The 26,235-nt window shown below is 40.0% G+C and carries 22 protein-coding genes; 9 read left to right on the top strand and 13 right to left on the bottom strand.

Translation table 11 applies throughout. The features are described 5' to 3' along the window. Positions 1–35: 35 nt before the first annotated feature. Both glmS and BN4609_RS09910 read right to left on the bottom strand, forming a co-directional pair. Complete coding sequence (glmS, locus tag BN4609_RS09915) at positions 36–1,880, bottom strand: glutamine--fructose-6-phosphate transaminase (isomerizing) (RefSeq protein ID WP_068856544.1); 1,845 nt, start codon at positions 1,878–1,880, stop codon at positions 36–38. Between the two features lie 83 nt (positions 1,881–1,963). Beyond that, on the bottom strand, positions 1,964–2,752 hold the full coding sequence (locus BN4609_RS09910) for a polysaccharide biosynthesis/export family protein (RefSeq protein ID WP_068856543.1): 789 nt from the start codon (positions 2,750–2,752) through the stop codon (positions 1,964–1,966). Positions 2,753–3,346: 594 nt separating this feature from the next. On the opposite strand from BN4609_RS09910, the gene BN4609_RS09905 reads away from it, so the two are divergent. The 3 genes from BN4609_RS09905 to BN4609_RS09895 are packed head-to-tail and all read left to right on the top strand — an operon-like array spanning position 3,347 to position 4,167. After that, a complete protein-coding gene (locus BN4609_RS09905) occupies positions 3,347–3,610 on the top strand; it encodes a hypothetical protein (protein ID WP_068856542.1) in 264 nt (87 codons plus the stop codon). Continuing rightward, entirely contained in the window at positions 3,594–3,872 is a 279-nt protein-coding gene (locus tag BN4609_RS09900; RefSeq protein ID WP_068856541.1) for a retropepsin-like aspartic protease, read from the top strand. The genes BN4609_RS09905 and BN4609_RS09900 overlap by 17 nt, the downstream gene beginning before the upstream one ends. Position 3,873: 1 nt before the next feature. Continuing rightward, positions 3,874–4,167 (top strand): hypothetical protein, encoded by a 294-nt coding sequence (locus BN4609_RS09895; protein ID WP_068856540.1) that lies wholly within the window; start codon positions 3,874–3,876, stop codon positions 4,165–4,167. Positions 4,168–4,627: 460 nt separating this feature from the next. Here BN4609_RS09895 and BN4609_RS09890 read toward each other — a convergent pair whose 3' ends face one another. The 5 genes from BN4609_RS09890 to BN4609_RS09870 all read right to left on the bottom strand — a co-directional run bounded on the left by BN4609_RS09890 (position 4,628) and on the right by BN4609_RS09870 (position 11,134). Beyond that, positions 4,628–5,203 (bottom strand): DUF4738 domain-containing protein, encoded by a 576-nt coding sequence (locus tag BN4609_RS09890; RefSeq protein WP_068856539.1) that lies wholly within the window; start codon positions 5,201–5,203, stop codon positions 4,628–4,630. 370 nt (positions 5,204–5,573) lie between these two features. Next, complete coding sequence (locus tag BN4609_RS09885) at positions 5,574–7,025, bottom strand: glycoside hydrolase family 10-like protein (protein WP_241033247.1); 1,452 nt, start codon at positions 7,023–7,025, stop codon at positions 5,574–5,576. A gap of 337 nt (positions 7,026–7,362) precedes the next feature. Next, the gene (locus BN4609_RS09880) at positions 7,363–9,615 is read right to left on the bottom strand and encodes an ATP-dependent helicase (protein WP_068856538.1); all 2,253 of its coding nucleotides are present in this window, start codon (positions 9,613–9,615) and stop codon (positions 7,363–7,365) included. A gap of 22 nt (positions 9,616–9,637) precedes the next feature. After that, on the bottom strand, positions 9,638–10,369 hold the full coding sequence (gene mtgA, locus BN4609_RS09875) for a monofunctional biosynthetic peptidoglycan transglycosylase (protein WP_068856537.1): 732 nt from the start codon (positions 10,367–10,369) through the stop codon (positions 9,638–9,640). Positions 10,370–10,456: 87 nt separating this feature from the next. Continuing rightward, complete coding sequence (locus BN4609_RS09870; RefSeq protein WP_021994043.1) at positions 10,457–11,134, bottom strand: YiaD family glycine zipper/OmpA-like lipoprotein; 678 nt, start codon at positions 11,132–11,134, stop codon at positions 10,457–10,459. A gap of 134 nt (positions 11,135–11,268) precedes the next feature. On the opposite strand from BN4609_RS09870, the gene proS reads away from it, so the two are divergent. From proS to BN4609_RS09855, 3 genes are all read left to right on the top strand, one after another. Then, complete coding sequence (proS, locus tag BN4609_RS09865; RefSeq protein ID WP_106390567.1) at positions 11,269–12,750, top strand: proline--tRNA ligase; 1,482 nt, start codon at positions 11,269–11,271, stop codon at positions 12,748–12,750. 21 nt (positions 12,751–12,771) lie between these two features. Then, positions 12,772–14,460, top strand: a complete 1,689-nt coding sequence (locus tag BN4609_RS09860; RefSeq protein ID WP_021994045.1) for a putative transporter — start codon at positions 12,772–12,774, stop codon at positions 14,458–14,460. A gap of 504 nt (positions 14,461–14,964) precedes the next feature. Beyond that, positions 14,965–16,866, top strand: a complete 1,902-nt coding sequence (locus tag BN4609_RS09855) for a hypothetical protein (RefSeq protein ID WP_164071636.1) — start codon at positions 14,965–14,967, stop codon at positions 16,864–16,866. Positions 16,867–16,942: 76 nt separating this feature from the next. On the opposite strand, the gene BN4609_RS09850 is transcribed toward BN4609_RS09855, so the two are convergent. The 3 genes from BN4609_RS09850 to BN4609_RS09840 form a co-directional block, all read right to left on the bottom strand. Next, positions 16,943–17,365, bottom strand: coding sequence for a DoxX family protein (locus BN4609_RS09850; protein ID WP_021994047.1), 423 nt, complete (start codon positions 17,363–17,365; stop codon positions 16,943–16,945). Positions 17,366–17,622: 257 nt separating this feature from the next. After that, the gene (locus BN4609_RS09845; RefSeq protein ID WP_068856535.1) at positions 17,623–18,468 is read right to left on the bottom strand and encodes a pirin family protein; all 846 of its coding nucleotides are present in this window, start codon (positions 18,466–18,468) and stop codon (positions 17,623–17,625) included. Positions 18,469–18,494: 26 nt separating this feature from the next. Then, positions 18,495–19,364 carry a pirin family protein gene (locus BN4609_RS09840; protein ID WP_068856534.1) on the bottom strand — a complete coding sequence of 290 codons (870 nt, stop codon included), beginning with the start codon at positions 19,362–19,364 and terminating at the stop codon, positions 18,495–18,497. Positions 19,365–19,576: 212 nt separating this feature from the next. On the opposite strand from BN4609_RS09840, the gene BN4609_RS09835 reads away from it, so the two are divergent. From BN4609_RS09835 to BN4609_RS09825, 3 genes are all read left to right on the top strand, one after another. Continuing rightward, positions 19,577–20,017 (top strand): MarR family winged helix-turn-helix transcriptional regulator, encoded by a 441-nt coding sequence (locus BN4609_RS09835; protein ID WP_068856603.1) that lies wholly within the window; start codon positions 19,577–19,579, stop codon positions 20,015–20,017. A 170-nt stretch (positions 20,018–20,187) separates the two neighbouring features. Further along, a complete protein-coding gene (gene pncB / locus BN4609_RS09830) occupies positions 20,188–21,390 on the top strand; it encodes a nicotinate phosphoribosyltransferase (RefSeq protein WP_068856533.1) in 1,203 nt (400 codons plus the stop codon). Beyond that, on the top strand, positions 21,387–22,223 hold the full coding sequence (locus tag BN4609_RS09825; RefSeq protein WP_068856532.1) for a Fic family protein: 837 nt from the start codon (positions 21,387–21,389) through the stop codon (positions 22,221–22,223). Before pncB ends, BN4609_RS09825 begins: the two co-directional genes overlap by 4 nt. 783 nt (positions 22,224–23,006) lie before the next feature. Here BN4609_RS09825 and BN4609_RS09820 read toward each other — a convergent pair. The 3 genes from BN4609_RS09820 to BN4609_RS09815 form a co-directional block, all read right to left on the bottom strand. Continuing rightward, positions 23,007–24,257: a TlpA family protein disulfide reductase gene (locus BN4609_RS09820; protein ID WP_164071635.1), complete on the bottom strand. Its 1,251-nt coding sequence runs from the start codon at positions 24,255–24,257 to the stop codon at positions 23,007–23,009. A gap of 412 nt (positions 24,258–24,669) precedes the next feature. Continuing rightward, positions 24,670–24,798, bottom strand: coding sequence for a hypothetical protein (locus tag BN4609_RS16205; RefSeq protein WP_021994054.1), 129 nt, complete (start codon positions 24,796–24,798; stop codon positions 24,670–24,672). 5 nt (positions 24,799–24,803) lie between these two features. Further along, complete coding sequence (locus BN4609_RS09815; RefSeq protein WP_021994055.1) at positions 24,804–26,228, bottom strand: DUF4270 domain-containing protein; 1,425 nt, start codon at positions 26,226–26,228, stop codon at positions 24,804–24,806. Positions 26,229–26,235 lie beyond the last annotated feature (7 nt).

Raw genomic sequence — 26,235 nt, 5'->3', positions numbered from 1 at the left:
TCTATTTTGTTTTATATTATATATTTACAATATATTTACTCTACGGTTACAGATTTTGCCAGATTTCTCGGTTGGTCTACATTCTTACCTTTACATACAGCCACATGGTAAGCCAGCAACTGCAAAGGTATGACATCTATAAGAGACTCAAAACATTCCATTGTAGAAGGCAGTTCGATGACCTCGTCAGCTATACGGCTTATAGTATCGTCCCCTTTGCTGACAAGTGCAATGACCTTACCCTGTCGTGCTTTTATTTCCTGAATATTGCTCAACACCTTCTCATACATCTTGTTATGTGTCGCAATAACAACAACAGGCATGTCCGAATCTATGAGAGCAATAGGTCCGTGTTTCATCTCTGCCGCAGGATATCCTTCTGCATGTATATAGCTTATTTCCTTTAATTTCAATGCGCCTTCAAGCGCGACAGGATAGCTGTAGCCTCTGCCAAGATAAAGGAAATTGTGAGCGTAAGTGAATATTCGGCTTAGTTCGGCAATTCTGTTGTTAAGCTCCAAAACAGTCTTCATCTTTTCAGGTAGAGTCCATAACTCTTTTATTATCTCAGAGTATTGTCTCTTATCTATAATGTCTTTTTCTTTCGCCAACGCCAGTGCGAACATGGCAAGGACTGTAACCTGACCGGTAAAAGCCTTCGTAGAAGCGACACCAATTTCCGGACCCACATGAATGTAGCTGCCGGCATCCGTCGCACGCGGTATGCTGGAACCGACTACATTACAGATACCATATACGAACGCTCCATTCCTTTTTGCAACTTCTATTGCGGCAAGTGTGTCCGCAGTCTCACCGCTTTGTGATATTGCTATGACGACATCGTTCTCTGTTACGACAGGATTTGAATACCTGAACTCACTGGCATATTCTACTGTTACAGGAATGCGACAAAAATTCTCAATAAGATATTTACCTATAAGCCCTGCATGCCATGAAGTTCCACAGGCAACAATTATAATACGCTTTGCGTTCAACAGTTTTTCCTTATTATCTAAGATAGCACTTAACGTTATATTGCTATTATCATCGTTTACCCGCCCACGCATGCAATTCTTAATACACTCAGGTTGTTCAAATATCTCCTTCAGCATAAAGTGAGGGAAACCTCCCTTCTCTATCTGACCAAGATTTAAATCTACGGTCTGTATTTCAGGATTCAACTCTCTATTAAAAATGTTGACAACCTTCAAACCTTCATCACTGCGTATAACGGCAATATTGCCGTCGTCTAAATAAACGACCTTGTCTGTATACTCAATAATTGGAGATGCGTCAGAACCTAAGAAGAACTCATTTTCGCCTACTCCGACAACAAGCGGGCTTTGCTTGCGTGCCGCAATTATCTGATTAGGGTTATTCTTATCCAATATAGCTATGGCATACGCACCAATCACCTGATGAAGCGACAATTGTACGGCAGTCAATAAATCAAGATTTTTCTTTTTCTTGACATATTCTATGAGTTGGATTAAAACTTCTGTATCTGTATCAGAGCGAAAACTCACACCGTTTGAAATAAGATTACGCTTAATAACGCTATAATTTTCGATTATTCCGTTATGGATTATTGCCAAATCCTTAGATTCAGAGAAATGAGGATGTGCGTTTTTTGAAGAAGGGACTCCGTGTGTTGCCCACCGTGTATGTGCGATACCTACATGTCCGCTTATATTCTTATCTTTGCAAAAATCCTCAAGATCAGAAACCTTTCCTATTGTCTTATAAACATTAAGCTGATTGTCATCATTTATAATAGCTACTCCGGCACTGTCATACCCACGATATTCTAATCTTCTCAATCCCTTTATTAAAATGGGATAGGCTTCTTTATTACCTAAATATCCGACAATTCCACACATAATTCTAAATTTGGTATATCACATAAAATAAACGTTAGACATATTTTGATATAAAATGTCTAACGTTCTTATTTGTTTATTCTTTAATTCCTTAATATATTAACAACCAACGACGCAAGAGAAGTCAATATGCTTACACCTGAAATCCATAATGTGGTAGAAGTTCCGATGGAAGAAGACTTCGCCTTAACCTTATTTGGCTGGACATAAATAATGTCATTCTGCTGAACATAATAATATGGAGAATTAATAAAATTCGCGTCATTAAGATTTATTCTAACCTGACTCTTTTGCCCCAATTCATTCTCACGAATCAACAGCACATTGTCACGTCGTCCGTAAATAGTAAGGTCTCCTGCCTGTGCCAAAGCCTCTATAACACTCATCTTTTCAGAATTCACAGGAACAACGCCGGGACTATTCACCTCCCCAGCTACCGTCACACGGAAACTGGACATTCTAACAGTTACAACCGGATTTTCAGTTCCAGACATGTAAGGCATTATTTTTTCACGTATCAAATCCTCACATTGCCCCTTTGTCAGTCCTGAGACATGCACCTTTCCTATTACAGGGAAATTAATATTACCACTATTATCCACGAGATAGCCCTGCATATTATTATTTCCAGACTGTCCGCTTACTGTAGCTGAATAAAGATTAAACGGACGTGCCGCATCAGGATTTGTAGTATTGACAATTATTGTCAGCATGTCCTTAGGCATTATCTTGGCATCATACAATCCTTGTGACGCAGAAAGATCCACACTATCTATATTCTGAAAATAAGCAACTCGCTTGGCACTAGAACAGCTATCCAACAGTACCACAACAGTAATTAAAACAATCAGATTGAATAATAATCTTTTCATAATAAAAAGAACTGAACAATTAATTTTTTTATTTTGCAAAAATACGATTATTTTTAATATTAACAAAGGTTTATCTGATTTATTTATACATATCGAAGTGATTTAAACTTATGTGGTTTTGTTATAACCACGTCAAAACATAAAAGTACAGCGTACAAATAGCATTACTACTTATAATGGACAACCTAACTCGTATATAGTGACAGTTGCATGTACACTGCGTACGACAAAGATGTAGCGAATGAAATATGGCACAGCAATCCAAAAGAAAACGTAATTACATTACTCTTAGTTGTAATATACGGATGCAGAAGTCATCTTGCACAAGATAAAGAAAGGCTGCCATTGGTCGCTTTTCCGTGAAAACCATATTCCACCGGCTTTTTACGGAGCTATGGTAACACACACAAACACTACAACGAACGTAGGAAGTCGTGTATTGAATAACTCTTTTGATTATATACAGTTTCAGAACAGTACTGACACTTCTTTACAATGATATTTTGATATATCCCTGAATTATATGGCATTCGTCATATTATTATAACAGTATTGACAGGTCTGTGTCTATATGCCAACTCTCAAGAGGCTGACATGCGTATAAGTGAACATATTAACGAGTCAGAGTGGTTTGCGTTGGCTGATGAATATCCGAAATTGAAATATTCACTGGAAGATAATAATCTTGCACTCATGGCAGAATTTGTGCTTGCATCACAATTCAATAAGCCGGAAAAGACTCTGGACTATATTGTAACCCTTGTTAATGAGAGGCAACAACAGATTGGCTCTAACAATGCATACAGCCTTGCATGCTTGGGAGTAGCATATATATATCAATGTGAAAATAAAAGGTAAGGACTATAAGTTTGTCTTTGACACTGGCACTGAAAACACCGATATATCAAAACATGCAGCAGAGAAACTTGGCCTAAAGACGTTAGATGCATATAACGGCTTCCACATGGCTCATATTGATAGTATCGCGATAGGAGACATCATTTATAAAGACCCCATTGCATTTGTCTTTGACCAGCTAACACAGAAAAAAACGCTTGAACAAATGGATGGCGTCATAGGTGCTTATTTCATTAGAAGAATGGGAGAAATATGCATTTGATGTGAGAGCAAAAGAGTTGATATTCCCTATAAATAACATAAAGACAAAACAGAATATTCACAACATAAGACTTGAAAACGGACGTAAGCTTTTTATAGATTCTAATGACCAATCGGGTAACTTAAAATTATTGCTGTCTACAGGAGAAATGGAAGCTTATTTCTTGCAGCCCTACTACGAGAAACATTTCAACAAATTTGCAAATGAGAACATGATATTACAAAATAAAGGCTCTAATGTACAGAATATTGATGATGTATTGCGTGTTCCTGATATCAAACTCTGTTATGTTTGACATGATGTGACATTATCTAATGCCCGCATAGAAAAGAATGAGAACCAGGTCGGTATGGACGGAGTTCTTGGAATGGATTTTATCAATAGGTTTAACCGAGTAACACTCGATTTCAACAATATGTCAATAACCATGGATTAAGTAACTTATTGCAATATACCTATTCCGGCTCAGTAGATAAGAAATTTTTCCTTTTAAGAATTGCAAAACAGTTTGCTTACCCACTAAATTTCTACTGAGTCTTACTTTCTCCATAGCTCAACCTTTTGAGAAAACCGGTTACTGACTACAGATATACGAATCTTGCAATAGTCGGTATCATGACGAGGATGTGTCCATTTTGACACATCCTCGCCATATTATTTCTTGAATTTTATATTAAACTATATTGTATATATATGATAGCAAAAGTATTCACGGTTGTCGTTCCTCAATAGTCTGTACAATAAAAACATTGTTTTCAAATATCGTCATCCGATAACTCTGGCTCAGAGTCTGACGTATCGAGCGTCGTGTCTCTATATATATCCAATTTAAAATTTCTATAAGAGAATCTTACAACTAAAGGAATATATTCATCACTCATTTTGTCAGGAGAGCCGACACTTGCTGCAAAATAAATAAAATCATCATCAACCCTATCAAAGACCACGCCAAGCAACACATTATTCTTAGCATATTCATCTCCTACATATTTTCTAAAATCGTCTTTTGTAAAATCACGTCTCAGCAGATCCTTCCCATCCTTACCAGTCAAACACAATCTTATACGGTTATCATAATACTTGTTTCCAGTACCGTCATCTACTAAAGGTAAATTAACGTCAGCCTTTCTCTCTATGCTAACATTATATACAGAGCCATGCCAATCAACTGTACGTGTTTGCTCATAATCACCAATCTTCTGAATACTTTTTTTAACATGGGTCTTCTCCGGTTTACGGGTTATGATATCATTTGTTTTTTTATTTTCATTACATGATGTCAAAACTCCAATGAAAAAAAACATCGTTATAATAGATGCAATCCTTATCATATATATACTAACAATAAAATAATAGTAATAACAGAGGCAAAGTTAATTTAAATTTATCGCAGCACAAAACAAATGTTTGATTTTATTATAATGTGAGCCAAAATTCCATTGAATGGGGAAAAGACAACATATTCGACTGTGTATGATAAACTCAAATAAAATAAATAATTGAGCAGTTATATAAAGGATGTAATAGAAGAAGTTAGAATCTTATGAAACTTTGCAATTACATAAAGAATATCTGCAATATAATAAATACAAACACAAAATAACCAACTTCTTCTATTACTTATCATCCTTAATAGAAACTAAATAATAAATTTCGAAAACGTACTTTCACATCATCTCTATAACATGACGTCTTTCTACTTTAAAGTTTTACCTTTTTCTTAACGCCTTTGCTCTCATTACCCATACGATCGAGTGATGTTACGACATAAGTGTATTTTGTCTCACCATCGACATAAGGTAACTTATAGAAAGTATCTGTTGTGATATCAATTATATGCGTTGCGTCATCAATGTCCACTTTTTCTCCACGGGCAAATCTATAAATAACATACTTCACAGCCTTATCATCCCAATCCTTACCTTTGGGCTGTGTCCAGAACAGTATGTAGCCATCGCTTGTCCAAATAGGCTTCACCTTTCTTGGCTTTCTTGGTCTGTCATCATCAATAAAAGGCATAAGAGGCTGCAAAGCCGGATATTTCCAATAGCTGTTTTTCAAAACTGTTGCATAATTTCCAACATTATCAACCACGGCTTTAGAATACCATAAAACAACCCCACTCACATTGCGCATCTGGCTGCGTAATGAATACTTTGCCGGCATTTGATTTATCGAAGGATTATCCACATCTGCAAACTTTACCGTACGCTCAACATCCTCTCCAATGAAAATAGGTCTGTTGGATGAATACCTGTTCCACCAGTTTATCAGAGTCTTGTAGTCTGCCGTCTTGTGACCTATCTGCCAATAAAGCTGCGGAGCACAATAATCCACCCATCCATTGTTAACCCAAAGTAACACGTCCGCATACAAATCATCATAATTCTGGAGTCCTCCAGTATCACTACCTATATTGGGAGCTGTTCTTTTGTTTCTATATATTCCGAATGGCGAAACACCGAATTTCACCCATGGCTTGCGTCTGTGTATTGTTTCTCCGAGTTCCTTTATACAAAGATTGACATTATAACGTCTCCAGTCACCAATGTCCCGTATGCCATTATTATATCTGGCAAACTCGTTACTGTCTGGAATAGACTGTCTTGCGACAGGATATGGATAAAAATAATCATCAATATGCACGCCATCCACGTCATAGCGTGACACAATGTCATCCACGACCCTACAAATGTATTCTCTATTTTCTGGCATTCCGGGATTTAGTATGAACTGTCCGTCGTACGAGAATACACGTGCAGGATTTTTTATTGCAATATGTGAAGAGGCTAACGTAAGAGTACTTTTGGTTTTAGCTCTATATGGATTAATCCAAGCATGAAGTTCCATTCCACGCTTATGGCATTCGTCAATCATCCACTGCAACGGATCCCAAAATGGTGATGGAGCCTGTCCTTGCACACCTGTAAGAAAGCGGCTCCATGGCTCAATGCTACTTTGATAAAGAGCATCACATTCAGGACGAACCTGAAAGATAACCGCATTAACATTGCACTTTTGTAATTCATCCAACTGATTTGACAGATTCTGCTGCATGGCGGCTGTGGAAAGTCCCTGAAACTGACCATTAACACATTGTATCCACGCACCGCGGAATTCCCTCTTAGGCACATATTTCTTTGCCGCCTGCATAAATAAGCATAATGATAAAGCCACGAACACACAGCTAAATCTCATTGTCTGATACATTCTCATATTATAAATTTTATCCAACAAAGTTAATTAAATTAACGTGCAAAAACACGCGCGCATAGCATCTTTTACGTTTTTTAACCCTCATGAATGTTCGTTAGCCTCTCTAAATATCAAACTCGACTCCGTAATAGAACAATATTGTGTACATTAAAAAAGAGAAAACAAATCTATGATCAATCATTATAATATTCTGCTTATTTCAACATAAGACACATATATATCCTTACGCAAGGATATAATTAATTATATTTTACAACATAGTCCTATTCAAAACTCATGAAATTATCTTATATTTTGCGAATTTCAGCAATAACTGTTTAGTTCCTGCATTGTTGAAACGCACTGTGGCTTTTGTATTTTCCCCCTCACCGTCCAGCATTTCTATCGTACCGATTCCAAAACGCTGATGTTCTATTATATCTCCTATTTTCACATCACTATTATAATCCACACTTGCTGATATATCAGATTCCATTGGACGGTTTTTACTTACCAAATTTTCATTAGTAAAATGACTTACTTTAACATGGCGGTTTGTAAACATGTTACTTGCTCTTCCCCACTTTGCCGAATCTGTTCCCGTACGGATGTCGGCTTCATTATTATGTATATAATTAGAATCTATTTCAGAAATAAATCTACTCGGACGACAGAATTCCATCTTTCCATATCTATATCTACTTTTTGCATATGTAATAATACAATGCATTTGCGCTCTTGTTATCGCAACATACATCAACCTTCTTTCTTCCTCAATTTCACGTAGTGAGGAAGACATACGTATATTCGGGATTATATTTTCTTCAACTCCAACTATAAACACTGTGGAAAATTCAAGTCCTTTTGCCGAATGAATTGTCATCAATGATACAGTATTGTCATCATTGTTATTATCATCTATAGTTGATATTAAAGATATAGTCTGTAGAAAATCTGATATATAAAAGTCCTCTTGCCCCTCCTCTTTTTTATTGTCTACGAAATCTTTCAAAGCACTCAATAATTCTTCTACATTTTGTTGTCGCGCAACATCTTCAGGAGAACCATTAGAATAAAGCACTCCTTTTATACCGCTTTTATCTATTATTTCTACACCTAATTCATATGCATCAAGTTCATTGCTCTTACGTTTACATTCTTCTATAAAATCATGAAAATCAATAAGTTTATTTTTTGTATTGCTTTTCACATTAAGGCTATATTTGTCTGGGAACGATATAACTTCCCAAATACTTACACTATTAGCCTTTGCAGATTCTGTAAGTTTCTTAAGTGTGGTTGTTCCGATTCCTCTTACCGGATAATTGATAACCCTCCTTATTGCCTCCTCATCATCAGTATTTACAGTCAGTCGAAAGTACGCAATGATATCTTTAATTTCTTTACGCTGATAAAAATTCAACCCACCGAATATTTTATATGGAATAGATTTATTTATAAGCTCTTCCTCAATAACACGACTCTGTGAATTTGTTCTATACAACACGCAAAAATCCTTATAGTCGCATCCGGACTGTCGTTTTATGCGCCTTATTTCATTACATACGATGCACGCTTCCTCTCGATCAGAATATGCAACTTTTAAATCGAGCTTTCCACCTTCATCCTTCTTACTGTATACATCTTTATATATTTGGTGTTCGTTATGTTTGATTAGACTGTTAGCTGCGGCAACTATATTTTTTGTACTACGATAGTTTTGCTCCAATTTGAAGATCTCAAATCCGTTCTTTTTTGGGAATTCAAGTATATAATCGATATTTGCACCTCTAAAACTGTAGATACTTTGAGCATCATCACCAACCAAACAAATAAAAGCATTTTTTCTATAGAATAACTCTATTATTTTTTGCTGTACATAATTTGTATCCTGATATTCATCAACAAGAACATACCTGAATATGTCAGCATAATCAGCCAATATTTCCGGATTATCCATAAAGAGCCTATATGTCAGAACCAGTAAGTCATCAAAATCCATTACATTTGCAATATGACATCTCTGAATATATTCTCTGTAAATAGTTCCTATTACATTTGTTTTACCATTTACTGAAAAGTCATCTACATTAATTAAATTATTCTTGGCATAACTTATCTGGTTAAGGACAAATCCCGGACTATATTTTTTATCATCAATATTATATTCTTTTATGATGCTATTAACAAGTGATTTTGAATCACTCTCATCATATATCGTAAAATTGGGTTTGTAGTCTATTTTATTTATTTCATTTCTCAGAATCCTATAGAATACAGAATGGAATGTCCCCATATGAATCTGCCGTGCCAATTTATCCCCGACAAGAATTCCTATGCGCTCTTTCATTTCATCAGCAGCCTTATTTGTGAACGTCAATGCCAATATATTCCATGGTTTAATTCCATTTTTTAGAAGATAGGCAATTTTGTATGTCAACACCCTTGTTTTCCCGGCACCTGCACCTGCTATAACAAGTTGCGGTCCATCATTATATTTTACTGCGGACAATTGATTTTCGTCTAAATCTTTCAAAAAATCAAACATATAAATTAATGTATATAATGAACTATTTCCTTCTATAAATTCCTCCGGAAACTGTATTATGGTTTATATCTTCTCCCTCCTTTGGCAATATTGGTATGAATTTCATTTGCCTTTCTATTCTTTTTCGCCTATTCAACAAATACGAATCCGGTGTCTTACTGCTGTATTTTATTGGATTTGGAAGTGTTGCCGCAATCAATGCACATTCAGCTCTTGTTAGGTCACGAGCTTCTTTGTCGAAATGATATTTTGCCACAGCACTTGCCCCATATATGCCATTTCCCATCTCAATTGAATTGAGATATACCTCCATGATTCTCTGTTTGCTCCACAGCAATTCAATAAGAACGGTAAAATAAGCCTCGAAACCTTTTCTGACCCATGTACGTCCGGGCCATAAAAACACATTCTTAGCTGTTTGTTGTGAGATGGTACTTGCTCCCATGCGTTTCCTGCCATGCCTGTTATATCTGGCAGCATTCTCTATTGCATTAAAATCAAAACCGTGATGTATAAGAAATTTCTGATCCTCACTTGCCATTACTGCCACAGGCAAATAACATGATATATCTTCTATTGGTATCCACTTATGATGCAATGTTATATGCTCATTGTTCAAAGCCTGCTGAAAACATCTTATTACCATAAGCGGTGTAATATAAACAGGAATAAATCTATAGGCAATCACCATAAGTATGGTACTGCTGAAAAACAAGGCGATTCCCCAGCGTAAAATCCTACCTATTAATTTCATTGTCAAATTTATTTCTCGTATATAAACATATTAAGTCATCACAAAGTACTTGTGATGACTTAATATGATTAAAGTCAAACAAAATATTTACTTTAAAGTCCCGGCATTTGCAGCATCTATCATAGCCTGACTTGCATACATATATATTTCAACACGTCTGTTTTGCTGACGTCCTGAAGCCGTGCCATTGTCAGCTACTGGTTCAGAGCTACCTTTTCCTGTAATCTGCTGAAACTGCGAATTTGACACGCCACAACTCTTCAGATAATCAGCGACACTTTTTGCCCTACTGTTACTTAAAGGAATATTTATTCCATCATTTCCGGTAGAATCAGTATGTCCGTATATGTCAATATGGCAATCTGCATTATTCTTCAGTACTGTTGAGAACTTTGCAAGTTCGTTCTTTGATGTTGCATTAAGGTCTGCCTTATTTGTAGCGAACAATATTCCGGAATCAAAAGTAACCTTTACTGCTTTCAGACCATTTGCATCGGTAACTTCCTCTACTTTTGCATTTTCAACCTGTGCCGCAGCTTCTTCTGCGACTTTGTCCATATGACGCCCAATCAACGCACCGGCTCCTGCACCGACCGCTCCGCCTATAGCTGCACCAACGGCTGTATTTCCGGCTATCTTACCAATTATTGCACCTAATGCAGCTCCGCCACCTGTTCCAATCAATGCACCTGTACCCTGTTTTGTCTGACATCCTATAATGGCAAGCAAACACATTGTAAGTGTCATAACCCTAATTTTTTTCATAATCCTGTTTTTTTATTTGTCTGTAAATTATTATATACATTTGCAAAGGTAGCGTTTTTTATTATTATGATGCTATGTTACAACAATTTTTTGTACTTTTGCACCCAAAATAATCATATAAATTATAATCATATATAATGGTAGAATTAAAAGAACTTACCAAAAGAGCTGATAACTACAGCCAATGGTATAATGATTTAATCGTAAAGGCGGATTTGGCAGAACAGGCCGCGGTACGTGGATGTATGGTTATCAAGCCTTACGGATACGCCATTTGGGAAAAGATGCAGCATCAGCTGGACTCAATGTTTAAAGAGACAGGGGTTCAGAATGCTTATTTTCCGTTGTTAATACCAAAATCTTTTTTAAGCCGTGAGGCAGAACACGTGGAAGGCTTTGCCAAAGAATGCGCGGTGGTTACACATTACAGATTGCGTTCCAAAGAAGACAAAAGCGGAATAGAAGTTGATCCCACAGCAAAGTTGGACGAAGAGTTGATTATACGTCCCACATCTGAAACCATCATATGGAATACATATAAGAACTGGATACATTCGTGGCGTGATTTACCATTGATGTGCAACCAGTGGTGTAACGTAATGAGATGGGAAATGCGTACAAGACCTTTCTTACGTACGTCAGAGTTCTTATGGCAAGAGGGCCATACGGCACATGCCACAAAAGAAGAAGCTGAAAAGGAAGCACAGATGATGCTTCATGTCTATGCAGACTTTGCAGAAAACTGGATGTCAATGCCTGTTGTCCAAGGCGTGAAAAGCGAAACTGAACGTTTTGCCGGAGCATTGAATACTTACACCATTGAAGCAATGATGCAAGACGGCAAAGCATTGCAAAGCGGCACAAGCCATTTCTTGGGTCAGAATTTTGCAAAAGCATTTGATGTAACATATTTGAATAAAGAAAATAAACCCGAATATGTATGGGCTACGTCATGGGGAGTGTCGACGAGACTGATAGGAGCACTCATAATGACTCATTCTGACGATAACGGACTGGTTCTGCCTCCAAAGCTCGCACCCATTCAGGTAGTAATAATTCCAATTTCAAAAGGCTCGGACGGGCTGGCTAAGATATCAGAAAAAGCATCGCCAATAATCAGACAATTACGTGAGTCCGGAATTTCTGTAAAATATGATGATGCAGAGAACAAACGTCCCGGTTACAAGTTTGCCGATTACGAAGTAAAAGGAGTACCTGTCCGCCTTGTTCTCGGTGCAAGAGATATTGAAAATGGTACAATTGAGGTAATGCGCCGTGACACACTGGAAAAAGAGACCAGACCAATTGAAGGTATCGCAGACTATGTCAAATCTTTGTTGGATGAAATACAAAAAAACATGTTTGACAAGGCAAAATCATTCCGCGACGCTCATATTTATGAATGCGATGACTATGCAGAATTTAAAGAAAAGATAAAGGACGGCGGCTTCTTCCTTTGTCATTGGGACGGTACGGCTGAGACAGAAGCCAAAATAAAAGAAGAGACACAGGCAACTATACGGTGTGAGCCCTTTGGATACGAACCCACAAACGGTATAGATATGGTATCGGGCAAACCTGCATCCAAACGGGTTATAATTGCAAGAAGTTATTAAAATAATATATATGGTTATAATATGAATTGGCTTATTGATCTGTTTACTACAACAGACTCTGTAGCTCACATAACATTGCTTTACGCATTCGTTATAGCAGTTGGAGTCTTGCTCGGAAAAATCAAGTTTGGCGGAATCTCCCTCGGTGTGACATTCGTACTGTTTGCAGGAATTGTAGCCGGACATATTGGATTTACAGCCCCGACCAATATTCTGAACTTCATTCAGGATTTCGGATTGATTTTGTTTGTGTTCTGCATAGGACTACAAGTGGGTCCTGGATTCTTTGAAAGCTTCAAAAAAGGAGGTATAACATTAAACATGCTGTCGGTGACAATAGTACTGCTAAACGTACTTGTCATGTTTGCTTGTTATTTTATATTTTTTGACACCGAAAACGTCAACAACCTACCGATGATGGTAGGTACCTTATACGGTGCTGTAACAAACACTCCAGGACTTGGAGCCGCAAACGAGGCTTTGGCATCTTTGTTTGGAAATAATGTCCCACAGATAGCATCCGGATATGCATGCGCTTATCCTCTTGGAGTATTAGGCATCATCGGTGCCACAATTGCCATCCGCTATCTGACCAAGACAAAGCTTGCAGACGAAGAAAAGATGCTGGAGGAAGAAGAAGCCGAAAATCCTCACGCAAAACCACACCAGATGCATCTGAAAGTGAACAACTCTTATCTGGCAGGAAGAACGCTCAGGGAAATTTCAGAGTTCTTAAACAGAGATTTGGTGTGTTCACGCTTACAGCACAATGGCACCACTTTAATTCCCAACAGTAAGACAGTATTCGAATTGGGAGACGAAGTGCTGATTGTATGCGCAGAAGCCGATGCCGAGGCGATAAAGGCATTTATAGGTCCGGAAATAGATACACCATGGTCAGAAGAAGATCAGAACCAGCCATTGGTATCTCGTAGAATAATCATCACCCGTCCTTCAATGAACGGCAAAACGCTTGGAAAGATGCACTTCTCAAGTGTTTATGGTGTAACCGTGACACGAGTATCAAGGCAGGGCATGGATGTCTTTGCAAGCAGAAACTATCATTTTCAGGTAGGTGATAAGATTCTTGTTGTCGGCCCTATGGATAATGTCAACCGAGTAGCTGACATAATGGGAAATTCGGTTAAAAGACTCGACTCCCCGAACATTGCAACAATCTTTATCGGTATATTGGTAGGTATCCTGTTTGGAAGTATTCCTTTGGCAATTCCCGGCATGCCTGTACCGTTGAAGTTGGGTTTGGCTGGAGGTCCTCTTATCATAGCTATTCTTATCGGACGCTTCGGATATAAATTCAAACTGGTTACATACACGACAACATCAGCAAATATGATGTTAAGAGAGATTGGTCTGGTGCTATTCCTCGCCAGTGTGGGCATAAAAGCCGGCGCAGGTTTCTGGGAAACAGTCATTCAGGGAGACGGTCTGAAATATGTATACACAGGTTTCATGATTACTGTCATCCCGATATTGTTGGTAGGCGTCATCGCACGCGTGCGCTTCAAGTTGAACTATTTCACAATAATGGGAATGATAGCCGGAACATATACAGACCCGCCAGCTCTCGCTTACGCTAACTCCAGTTGTTCAAGGGAGGCACCTGCTGTAGGTTACTCAACAGTTTACCCGCTGGCTATGTTCTTAAGAATATTTACAGCACAAATGATTGTACTGTTCTGCTGCGGATAAAAATAGTAAAAATACAAATACAACAAAGGGGTTGCAAAACAGCAATCCCTTTTGTGTTTTATGCAGAGTAGCACCGGATACCGAACAGGCATATACTATAATAAAGCAATATGAAAATACATATTACTTTTAAGCAAAATCCAAGTAGCGTATAATCACACATTCATTTATGCTCCACGTATTATGTATCCTTACTTGAAGTACTACGATTAGCACAAATAAAGTCATCATAGTTTATCAGTATTTAGTGCCGCTCTCATATAGATTGGTTCTTGATTCTGTAGAAGAAACACCAAATTATATAATACAAAAGCAGTAAACAAGAGGATTACCGCTAAGCGGAAGAGCAATGAATAGCCTACGGCCCTGGAAAAACGCTGTTTTGGCGGTTTATCGACAATCAGTCCTTATCTAAACATTAGTTTTAAACGCAGTCTGTAGCAAGAAAACACATGACTCGTTTTACATATTTCAGACCATAAATATAATTGACACTTTATTATTATGTCTATACTTAAAGTTATATTGTATTCACCTATAAACAATCAGCGCCTTATCTATAAGGATACAAACGGAGTAATGACGACAGACATAGAAGATGCATATTTCCACAGGTGTCATGTAAGAAACTTTATGCCCGGTGGATGTAGAATAGAAGTATGTCAGAAGACACGCGATGCTCTGAATACATTAGTAAAGAAATATGACAAAGCTACAGGCTCGCACATCCGTAAACTGAGCGGCTTCATATCAAAACTTCCAGATGGCAATTGCTTTTATTATTTTAATGAAGAAAAGACATCTGTAGTAGCGCGTAAGACTGCGATACTATGCATTAAGGCAATTAGACAAGGCATGTCTTGGAATGCCAACTTACACAACATGGCATTCCACTATTACTTAATGATGGACATATACTTCACATACATGTCCTTCGGATATGATGGAATAAAAGTGTGTGTTGGAGAAGAGGAAAAATCTAAACGTGTGTGCCGTTTCTGTGGCAGGAGAATGCCTGATGTTACTTTTAACAACGTTGCACATGCCATACAGGAAGGTCTTGGAAACAAGTTGTTGATTTGCAATGAAGAATGCGACTCGTGCAACAACGATCTGTCAATGACAGAAGACAATTTCCGCTATATTATGGATTTCCGCAGGGCAATGTACCATATTTCCCGTAAAAAGACAACCAAGGTTCCTACTGTCGTAGGAAAGAGCTTCATTGTCAAAGCTGGCAGTCATGGAGAGCCGGAATTGTTTCTCATGAAGGAAGCCTTACCGCAATCAGAAGTAATGAAAAACCAACCTTTCAACATGCGTTTGGAACTGAAAACGCCCATAAACAATGAGCGCATGTACAAGGCTTTATGCAAGATGGTAATAGACATTCTGCCAAAAACAGAGCTACCTCATTTTGTTAATACAATCAAATGGATTAAATACATGGACTGGACACCTGATGCATTGCCGTCCATTCTTCTTGCATTACTGCCAGGGGCAGAATTTAAAGAACAGCCGATTCTGGATATTTTCATAAATAACCGACAAAACAAACTTGACGCTCCATATTGTACTGCCATTATATGGATATATGATATAGCATATATGTTCGCTATTCCTTTTGTTGACACCGATGGTGGAAAATATAAATATGACAAGAACATTCAAGCTCATTGGGAATTGATGAAAAAACTGACAAGAATAGATAATTGGTATATTCAGGACACGTCGAACCATCGTCTTTCAACCCCATGGGTAGATTGTATCATAGATCTCACACAAAAACACATACACGTATTACCTGAGTCAGATCCTGTATTTGCAAAATGTTTTGAACATCGTCCCAAACCGTCAAATATAAAAGAAGTTCAAATGCCTGACCTCAATTATGAAGACGTCAAGCTATATAAAGTTATCGGCACATCATTCAAGTCTCATTACAATAAGTCAATAACTGATAGCGATTTGATGGATGTAACCCTACATATAGAAGGTCCGACATTCATCTTGATTCCAGAAGAACATAGAATACGCACTATAATGTCGGTTGACGTAAATGACACAACAGACAGAATTCTGTTCTATACATTCGCATATGACATCGTGTTTGAGATAAGGAATTTCAAAAATTATATCAATATAGGGCATGATTATGACGGAAATCCGATATCATTTGCATTCCACTATGAATTACGTGACGTTCTTTTTAAATGCTCGCTTGCCGTTGCAGAATCAGAATTGCGCATACGAAGAAAAGGGACTCAGTTTGAGAAATGTTCAGTGTGTAAAATCTTTAATGAGCGTACTGCTTCACATATCACCTACATCGTGCCTTCCGTTGATAATAATATATATATACGTGTTAGCGACAGGGATATACATAGAGCCATTTATGAGGATTGAATGACATTCCATGCATTTTCTGAAATTACAAAGATAAAGCAAGAACGGAACACCTGATTCCGTTCTTGCAATATTCCTAATCCAAGAAGCTGCCCTTTGTAACAGCATACTTGCCGGCACCGGTAAGGCATAGCACAGCAGAGGCAAGCAGATAGAATGCAGGAAGCTCTATAGCCCATCCGCCGGTCATGGCATTTATCGAGAATATGTCAGCCGAATGTGCCATCAGTATAGCCACAATCATGTTACCGGCAAACACCACGGATGCCATACGGGTCCATACACCACAGACAATCATGAGTGAAGCAACAAGTTCGGCAAGCAGCGACCCGTATGCAATAAACGACGGCAATCCTATTGCAGAGAGCATATCCCCGATGGGACCGACGCCATAAACCGCCTTGTGTATACCATGGAAAAGCATCATGCCTCCAACTGTAATACGAAGCAACAGCAGACCAAGGTCGTTGCTACGCAGAAAATTCTGTTCTAATTTCATAAGTTCATTCTTTTTTATAGTTAAAATAAAGAGGACGGTCACTCAGTCCGAGTTTATATTATGCCTGATACCTTCTTCTATAGTGCCTCTATGCAATATGGCAAGACATAGTCAATACCATGTGCGGAAGTTGTAACATAGTGTGAGTTAAAACTCCAATTGAAGACACTACGGTCTGTCAGACATGTTAGGACCATCCATGTTCACAAATGCAAAATTAACATTAAAAGTCAGAAACGGTAATAATACTGTATAATTTAAGTATATTTTGTATTTCCCTTCAAAAATGTCCCCTCGTCAAGTTCACGCAAGGCTGTGCGTAATTCATGCTCGCTGTTCATGACTATAGGTCCATACCAGGCTATAGGCTCATTGAGTGGTGGAGCCGACATAAGCATCACCTCTGCCCCGTCACCGCCAGCTTCGATGACAACAGTATCTCCGTCAGAGAAGCGGGCTGCTGTTTTTTCAACGACGGTAGTACCTCCGGTTATCACGTCACTCACAAGAGTAAACACCATGACTGTATTGCCCGGCTTCACGTCAATCTCCGTTTTTGCTCCGGGCTGCATATGCAGGTCGTAATAATCGAGCGGAACATATCTGCCCTGCCATCCTTTCAGTCCGTGATACTCTCCGGTCAATACCCTCAGCAACACCCCGTCAGACCTGAACTCCGGTATCTCATCACGAGTTATGCCATGATATTCAGGCTCAGCAGACATCTTCCTGTTTCCAGGCATATTGAGCCACAACTGCAACCCCAACATACGTCTGCCTCCCGGTTGTTCAGAATGGAATGCCCCTGAGCCCGCGGTGAGCCACTGCGCCTCCCCATCTGTGATTGTCTGCCTGCTACCGAGGTGATCCTCATGAGTCATACTGCCCTTTGCAATAAAACTGACAGTCTCTATGCCACGGTGCGGATGCTCCGGGAAACCGCGTCTGTAGTCATCAGGATTATCGCTGTCAAACGAATCGAGCATCAGAAACGGGTCAAAGTCATACATCGTTTCATTACCCAATACTCTCACAAGTCTTACTCCGGCACCATCGGTTGCGCGCACGCCTCTTACTTTCTGTATTACTTTTCTCTCTTTCATTTGTCTTGTTTTTTTATTATCATATATCACATATATCCAAACTTTCCGTCACTGAAATCCTCAAATGCCTGAACAAGTTCCTCATGTGAGTTCATCACAAACGGACCTATGCCGACAATAGGTTCATGCAAAGGAGCACCAGACACGAGCAGCACAACGGTGTTGTCTGCTGTGGCAACAATGTCAAAGGACTCGCCCTTGCGTTTGAATTTCAGAACATTGTCTTGCGGAACACCCACACCGTTCACCTCTACCGCCCCACTGAGCACGACGAGAAAGGTTGTGTGTTTCTCATTGAAACTGAACTCAGCTTTTCCGCCTTTGTTCATCCTGAGATTGAGCATTGTCACATCAACATGGCTTCTGGCAGGTCCGCTTACACCTTTGTACTGACCGCTCACCACCTCAACGACGCCTCCGCCTGACGGCAGTTCCACACGTCCCATGTCCTCACGGCGAATCGACTGGTATGAAGGTTCGTCCATTTTGTGGTTTGCGTGCAGATTGACCCATAGCTGGACCATCTGGAAACAACCGCCACGGGCAGCGAACTCGCGCTCATAAAGTTCCTCATGAAGCACACCTTTGGCAGCCGTCATCCACTGAACATCGCCTTCACTTATTATTCCATGATTGCCGCGGCTGTCACGATGCTCCACACTGCCTCGATAAGCAAACGTGACCGTAGAGAATCCCCGGTGCGGGTGTGCCCCCACTCCACGCGGGACACCGGGTGCCACAGGCATTGCAGCATTATAGTCGAGCAGCAGGAACGGATCCATATCATACCGGCTCATTCCCGGCATCTGCGGTATGAAGTTGTGAACCCTGAATCCGTCACCTACCATATGCGTCTCCTGAGGGTGAGTCACAAAGTCTATCTGTTTTCTTTCCATATATGCTGTCCTTTCTCTGATATTATGGTTATTGTCACTACACCTGACATACTGCAACATCGCTGCCAACATGTCGCACGGCAGGATAATTTCAGTCGCGCGCGACCTACTGCATATTTTTGTCATAAAAGATAACTTTAGCAAGCAAAAATGACTGATTGAACTGGAAAAACCTTAACTTTGCCACCCAAACAACAATGCATACCGATAATATGAATAACATACAGCCGCAACTGCTTGACGACGAGATAAGCTTCAAGCTATATTCTCTAAACAGGCTCATACAGCAGGCATATCAGGATTATCTTGTGCCTCTGGGAATAACCTATCCGCAATACCTCGTGATGAAAATACTTTTTGAGGAAGACGGCATTCCTGTAAATGTCATCTCTGCAAGGCTGATGCTTGAAAGCAACACGGTGACACCCCTGCTGCAAAGAATGGAGAGGCTGGGGCTTATCAGCAGAGGGCTGCGCTGCTCAGACCAACGCCAGCGTATCATATCACTGGCGGAAAAGGGTAAAAAGATGCGCATTAATGTAAGAGACGTGTCAGCGCGTGTAGCCACATCGCTATCGGAGATGAATATGAGCTGTCCAACCGCCGAGAATCTTGGGCGACTACTCACAGAATTCATCACAAAAATGAGATAACATCAGGCAAGACATGAATCGGAAGCATACAGATATGTCTAAGTAATCATGTAAGTCTTTTACCCGTAACCAAATTGGTGAAAGCCTCAATCCAGACACGGACAATGAGGACAGAAAGCACTCGAACAGATGGAAGTTTCGGGCATAAAGGACGCAAAAAAGCTATTAAGATGAAGCAAATAATCAACTATTTCACAGACGATGACCTGTACAAGTTCACAATGTGCTGTGCGGTGATTGACAATTTCCCACGGGCACAGGTAAAATACACCTTTACAGACAGGGACAACACCACCTATCCTGCCGGTTTCGCACAGGCTGTGACAGAACAGGTGAGAATGTTGGAAACAGTCACAATAACCGACGAAGAAATAGATTTCATGAAACGTCGGTGCAAATACATACCGTCATGGTTTTACACTTATCTCAAAGGATTCCGTTTCCATCACGAGTGGGTGTCGGTACATCAGGATGATTATGGTCACCTGTATGTAGACATTGAAGGCAACTGGTCAGAAACCATCTTGCTTGAGGTTAAGATTCTCGCCATCATCTCCGAGCTCTACTATGTCATGACGGGGGAAAACAAAGAATTCGACTATGACGCCTATTATGACAAGTCCTTCAAGAAAGGAATGAGACTTCTGGAAGCCGGATGCGTGTTCAGCGATTTCGGTACACGGCGCAGGGCATCATTTAAAGCAGAAGACACCGCCGTACAGGCACTTAAAGACTGTTGCCGAAGCCGTGACTGGTCCGGACAGTTCGTAGGAACAAGCAACGTATATCTCGCCATGAAACATGATTTGCTGCCGGTTGGCACCATGGCTCATGAGTTTGTATGCGCCATCGGTGGAATGTACGGTCCGCAAATGGCGAACCACATTGCCATGAACACATGGAGAAACACTTTCCGCGGCGCGCTTGGCACTTTCCTTTATGACAGTTTCGGTTGGGATATATTCAGTCTGAACTTCTCCGAAGACTTCGCCAACCTGTTCAAGGGACTACGTATAGACAGTGGAGACAATTATGAACAACTGATGAAGATAGTGGACAAATACCGTTCGCTGGGCATTAATCCGAAGACAAAACAGATAGTGTTCAGCAATGCTCTTAATACGGATAATGCCATTAAGATAATGCGATATGCCAAAGACTATTGCCAGCCCTCGTTCGGAATTGGCACACATTTCACCAATGATTTTGATAACGTCAAACCTTTGAACATTGTCATAAAACTCATCGCCGCAAAGATTACCGAGTCATGGCCATTCTATAATGACACCTGCAAAATAAGTGAAGACGAAGGCAAGCACACAGGAAATCCGAATGTTGTGAGACGATTTATGAATACACTGCACATGGAATGAAACTGACTGGATTTCGTAAACATCTGACGGGCGAGGCTGAGTTCATGTCGTATGTCCCTACACCGCTCACGGAAATACATGTTGTACATACAGCAGAACTGGACGGACTGATAGAAGAAGTGGAAAACTCTGTACGTCAGCTGAATGCCTATGCCTCTCAACTGCCCTACGACCATATCAGGCAACTGATGCTGTATGAGGCGGAAAACTCCTGCATGCTGGCGTTTGGCGGACAGACGTCAAACGCTGACACAACGACAGAGGAAGGCAACGCACTGAAAGAGGACACTGCCAACCTTCTTAAAGCCACGTCGTATGCCGTTGAGGCAATGGATGGTCTGCCATTGAGTGCCCGCCTGCTGAAAAACGCGCATTACCTGATGTGCGACAGCGACAGATATGAGAAGATGTATCCCGGTGAGTTCCGTACGTCTCCTGTGTGGATCGGGCAGAAAGGGAACAGCCTGAAAGAAGCGACATTCGTTCCGCCCGTTTATGAAGACATGACCGACTCCTTCACCGATCTCGAACGTTACATCAATTATGAATGTTCAGAAAACGTATTTGTACGTGCCGCACTGATACATTATCAGTTTGAGATGATACATCCGTTTATTGACGGTAACGGAAGGATAGGCCGCTTGCTTAACACCTTATACCTGATGAATCAGGACGCACTCGAATATCCCATACTGCAACTTTCCGCTGTCTTGAACAAAAAGATGCTTGGATACTACATGAGAATACAGAATGTGAATGACACGAGAGAGTACGATGACTGGGTACGTTTTTATCTGAATGCGCTCAAATCAGCAGCCTCTGTCAGAATATGACAACACCTGCTGTTGACTGATTCCATCACGTAAACGAAGCCGGAATGACTGAGCCCAACTGTATATTCATTCATTTATGCAGTAAAGAAATTTGACAACGGAAATTCTCGAAACAGAAAAACAGGACATGGTTACAGCCTGTCAAATACTGACGGAACAGCATGTTTCGTCAGTATATAACTCTCCCTATGAGCTGTGCGATGCAACGTAACAAAGCCGAACGGCACGTTTCAATCCACCGGAGAGGCTTTTCTGGCAATCAGTATTAACCATTCAGACGTCTGAAACAGGCTTTTCCGGTGTGCCGAACATGCTGTTTCATATTTCATTACTGGAGCTTTCGAAATGCCAAACAACCTAACACGCTGTATAACAACGGCATATATATAAAGCTGAAATATCGCGTATTTGCGGACAAAGACACAATGGCGCGCAAATACAGTCTTAATTTTGAGTTATGACACATCATAATCCACCACACATAGCCTACTTTTGCATATTCATGCATTAGCCCAAATCAGTCATTAGAACGTATGTTTTTGAATAAATCTTTATTTCACATACTCTCCGGTCTGCTTACGCGTTTCTATCAGAGTCTTGCTTACCGTTCTGTCTCGGCGTAGCCCGCTACATCTTCGTCGAAACGGCAAGCAATCCGCTCTACATTAACGCATAGTCAAACCGGAGTCTAATGACCGATTCGTGATTAAATCTCTGTAGTGAGACTGCCTGGCAATTGAAAACCAAGACATGACGCTATCACAGTCTGTAGGGATGACTTTTTCAATATCCGAAAACATCCTCAAGGATTTGTCTCAGCGAATCCATAGCCAGAATGCTGCTCTTTCTATATATTATCTTGCCATCGGTATCAATCAGTACAGTTGTCGGGTATGACTTTATTTTGTATTTTTCACTTATCTGCTCTGAACCTTCCGCTGACCTGTCCTGAATGTTTATCCAGTCCATCTGAAGTTCTTTTATGGCTGTTTTCAGAGGTGCCGGCGTAAAACCGTAATTAGTGTTAGGGGCTGGATCAACCGCGACGCTGATAAGTTCAAGCTGAGGATATTTTTTATGAATGTCGCGCAGTTCCGGTATTACGGATATGCACGGCTTGCACCAAGTGCCCCAGAAGTCGATGAGGATATAGTGTCCGCGCATCTTCTCTAACGATATTGACCGTCCTTCAACACTCTTTTTCTTGAACAGTGGAGCATTGAAACCGGTAAACGGTATGGACTCACTGCTCTCACCGGATATGCCGGATATGGTAAGTCCGCATGTCATGTCTGAGAAGTCTATGTTGCCGACGCTCAGAGCCATATTCCCATTGATAGCAGTCGGAATGTTTAGAGATATGTATTCCACTGTCGGAGGAACATCCGGAAAGGCTGTTCCAGACTGTTTTTTGTCTTTATTATCAATAATCACATAAGTTGTTTCGGCTCTTGAATAATTGATAGAATTTGATAATAAAATTATGGAATAAGATTTGTCTCCATATTCAAAACTGCCGTAATAAACACGTTCGAATGCCGGAATAACCTTGACCGCTTGCAGAGGATTGTCAGAGTTCCCATCGGCATAGACTCCTGGAGAGAACCAATGGAAGAATCTCTTATCTGAACCGTATCTTACTGACAGAGGCTGTGGCTGGAGAAAAAGCGGATTTGAAGCCTGTGAAAGCTGTCCGTAAAAGAAGTAATACTTATAGTCGTCCGCAAAGCTGTTGTTGAAATTCATGTCAGCAACAAGCGAGAAACGACCGTCATCCTCTTCGGAAAGCAATACCATCAGAGGCTTTTCCTTTTCGGTATAGCTATATCTGAGAAGTCTGGAGTTATCGGTCATTGAAGAAGCATAATGGCCCGCCGCTTCTTTTGGAACATCTTTAAACTGACCATAAAGTCGCAAATCCGGACTGATGTGTGGTTGCAGATACATCGTCAGCGTGTCTGCACTAACATTTCCGGCATATGTACATATTGTTACTACGAAGATTAATGATAATGTCGTGATTGTCTTCTTCATTGTAAAAATCTTTATTACTATATTTTCATTCATCGGATATACGATTTTGTTCCATAAAGTTACTGTCAGACATGTTTTCCGATATACTTTTCACATTATATATAGCCTTATCACGTATGCACACCGAAGAAGTCCGCTCATAGCAATCAGTCAGTACTGATGTAGACTTGTATGTTTATCATAAAAAACTTTCGTATTCATTAGAACTGAAATAGGCGAGCCGCACGATGTTTACAACAAACACAAACTGCCATGAGCCCATTGTGACGGCTCATGGCAGCTATGTCCTTGTAATCTTTTATGTCATAACCGGCTTCATCTATCCGGAACATATACCCGCATGTACCGGATTGTCGGAAGCTCCACACACAATTCATCTAAACATATTATTGCAAAACTATAAAGCGTTGTGTCAATCAGTTATCTCATGAGAGACCATCAGATTCTTTCGCGCAACGGAGAGACGTATCTTTTTCTTCATCCATTCCTCCTTACGTTTCTCGTAATCCGCCCTTTGTCTTTCAAGAAAATTATCAGCCATTAATTTTATTTGAATTTACTGTATATGACATCTATTGTAAGTGGTTCGTATGGATTCTCACTTCCACCGACAAGTCTTGTACTTGTCATAGACATGTCGTGTGCGACTTTGATGATTTCGCCATCAGTGTTATATGTAACGGTAACAGGTATGATGACCGCTTTATTCCATTTTGAGTCAGAGCGGTCTTTCTGGTCCATCGCCTTGACTAATGTGCTGATGTTATTGAATGTGTAACTGTTCTTCTTGCTGTCGTATAACGCTATGAATGACGTTTTATAATCAACGACCCTGCCCTCCTCAAAAAATGAATGTATTTCCTCAGCAGGTATCATCAGCAATGTCTGTGGTATGTCAAGCGTGTATTCGCTTTGTGAGGTGTTATTAATACGCGGCAATACAATCTTTGCTGTATTGATTGTATCATTCCTGTGTCCGTTCATAATGTCATCAACGGGGATTGTCAACTCCGTGAAAATACCGGCTGGAGACTTTATATATGTACAACTCTTGTCTTCCACAAGCCGTTTTAAGGTATTGACGTCATTGGCTATACGGGTAGATTGTATGACTTCCTCTGTACCAACAAAAGATGACGCGCCCACCACAACAGAGTCATTTTTTAGGAATCTGAAATAAACATTCAGCTGGCTCGTACGGATATATGCCATAGAGCCGAGCCCACTTTGGATTTTGAAATAATATCCCGGAACAAGATTATGTATAAAAGTGTATGAATCCTTGAAATATGACGGGTTCTCATAATACTTGCGCATAAGATAAGTACCGAAATTATTGTATTTCTTCCCGTCTTTATCCGTGTATTCTTTATCAAGCTTAATACGGATGTTGGCTGTGTAGTTTGAACTGCCCCGGACACTTTCGTCCACATTCTGGTCTGACAATGTATACAATTTATTGATCTTAATTCCGTCCGTCCGTATCAGACCGTCTTTTATGGGATCATAATTTGAATAATATTTCTCACCCTCAGACATCGGAGTCTGCAATTCGTATGCCGTAACTTTCATCGTTGAGAGAGAGTCGCCATAATAATTATCGAAATACAATCTCAGTTCACAGGAATCAGCTATAATTTCCTTACTGTCATCCGACAAGGTTACAAGACTGCGTATACTGTCTTTATCGGGAAACTCATAGTTTTCCAATGTATGGAATTGAGTGGTGAAATCGCTTGTTATATATGCCCCAGTCTCCGGATCTCTTATCTTCCCAAGATACCCTATAGTATTTCTTGAATATACGGAGTCTGCGATAATCGAAGACGTGGATATATTATACTTTGCCGGAATTATCTCCAAGTCATCCATATTTCCGATAAGGGAAGAGCCTATTTCATCTGTATTGTCATCACATGATCCGAATATAAATGCAGAAATGATGATTGCGGATATATAATAAAGTTTCATATGTCGG

Origin of the sequence: Leyella lascolaii, assembly GCF_900079775.1 — a bacterium.
Lineage (GTDB): Bacteria > Bacteroidota > Bacteroidia > Bacteroidales > Bacteroidaceae > Prevotella > Prevotella lascolaii.
The sequence above is the reverse complement of the archived record's forward strand: the minus strand, read 5'-3'. Positions and strand labels throughout refer to the sequence as shown.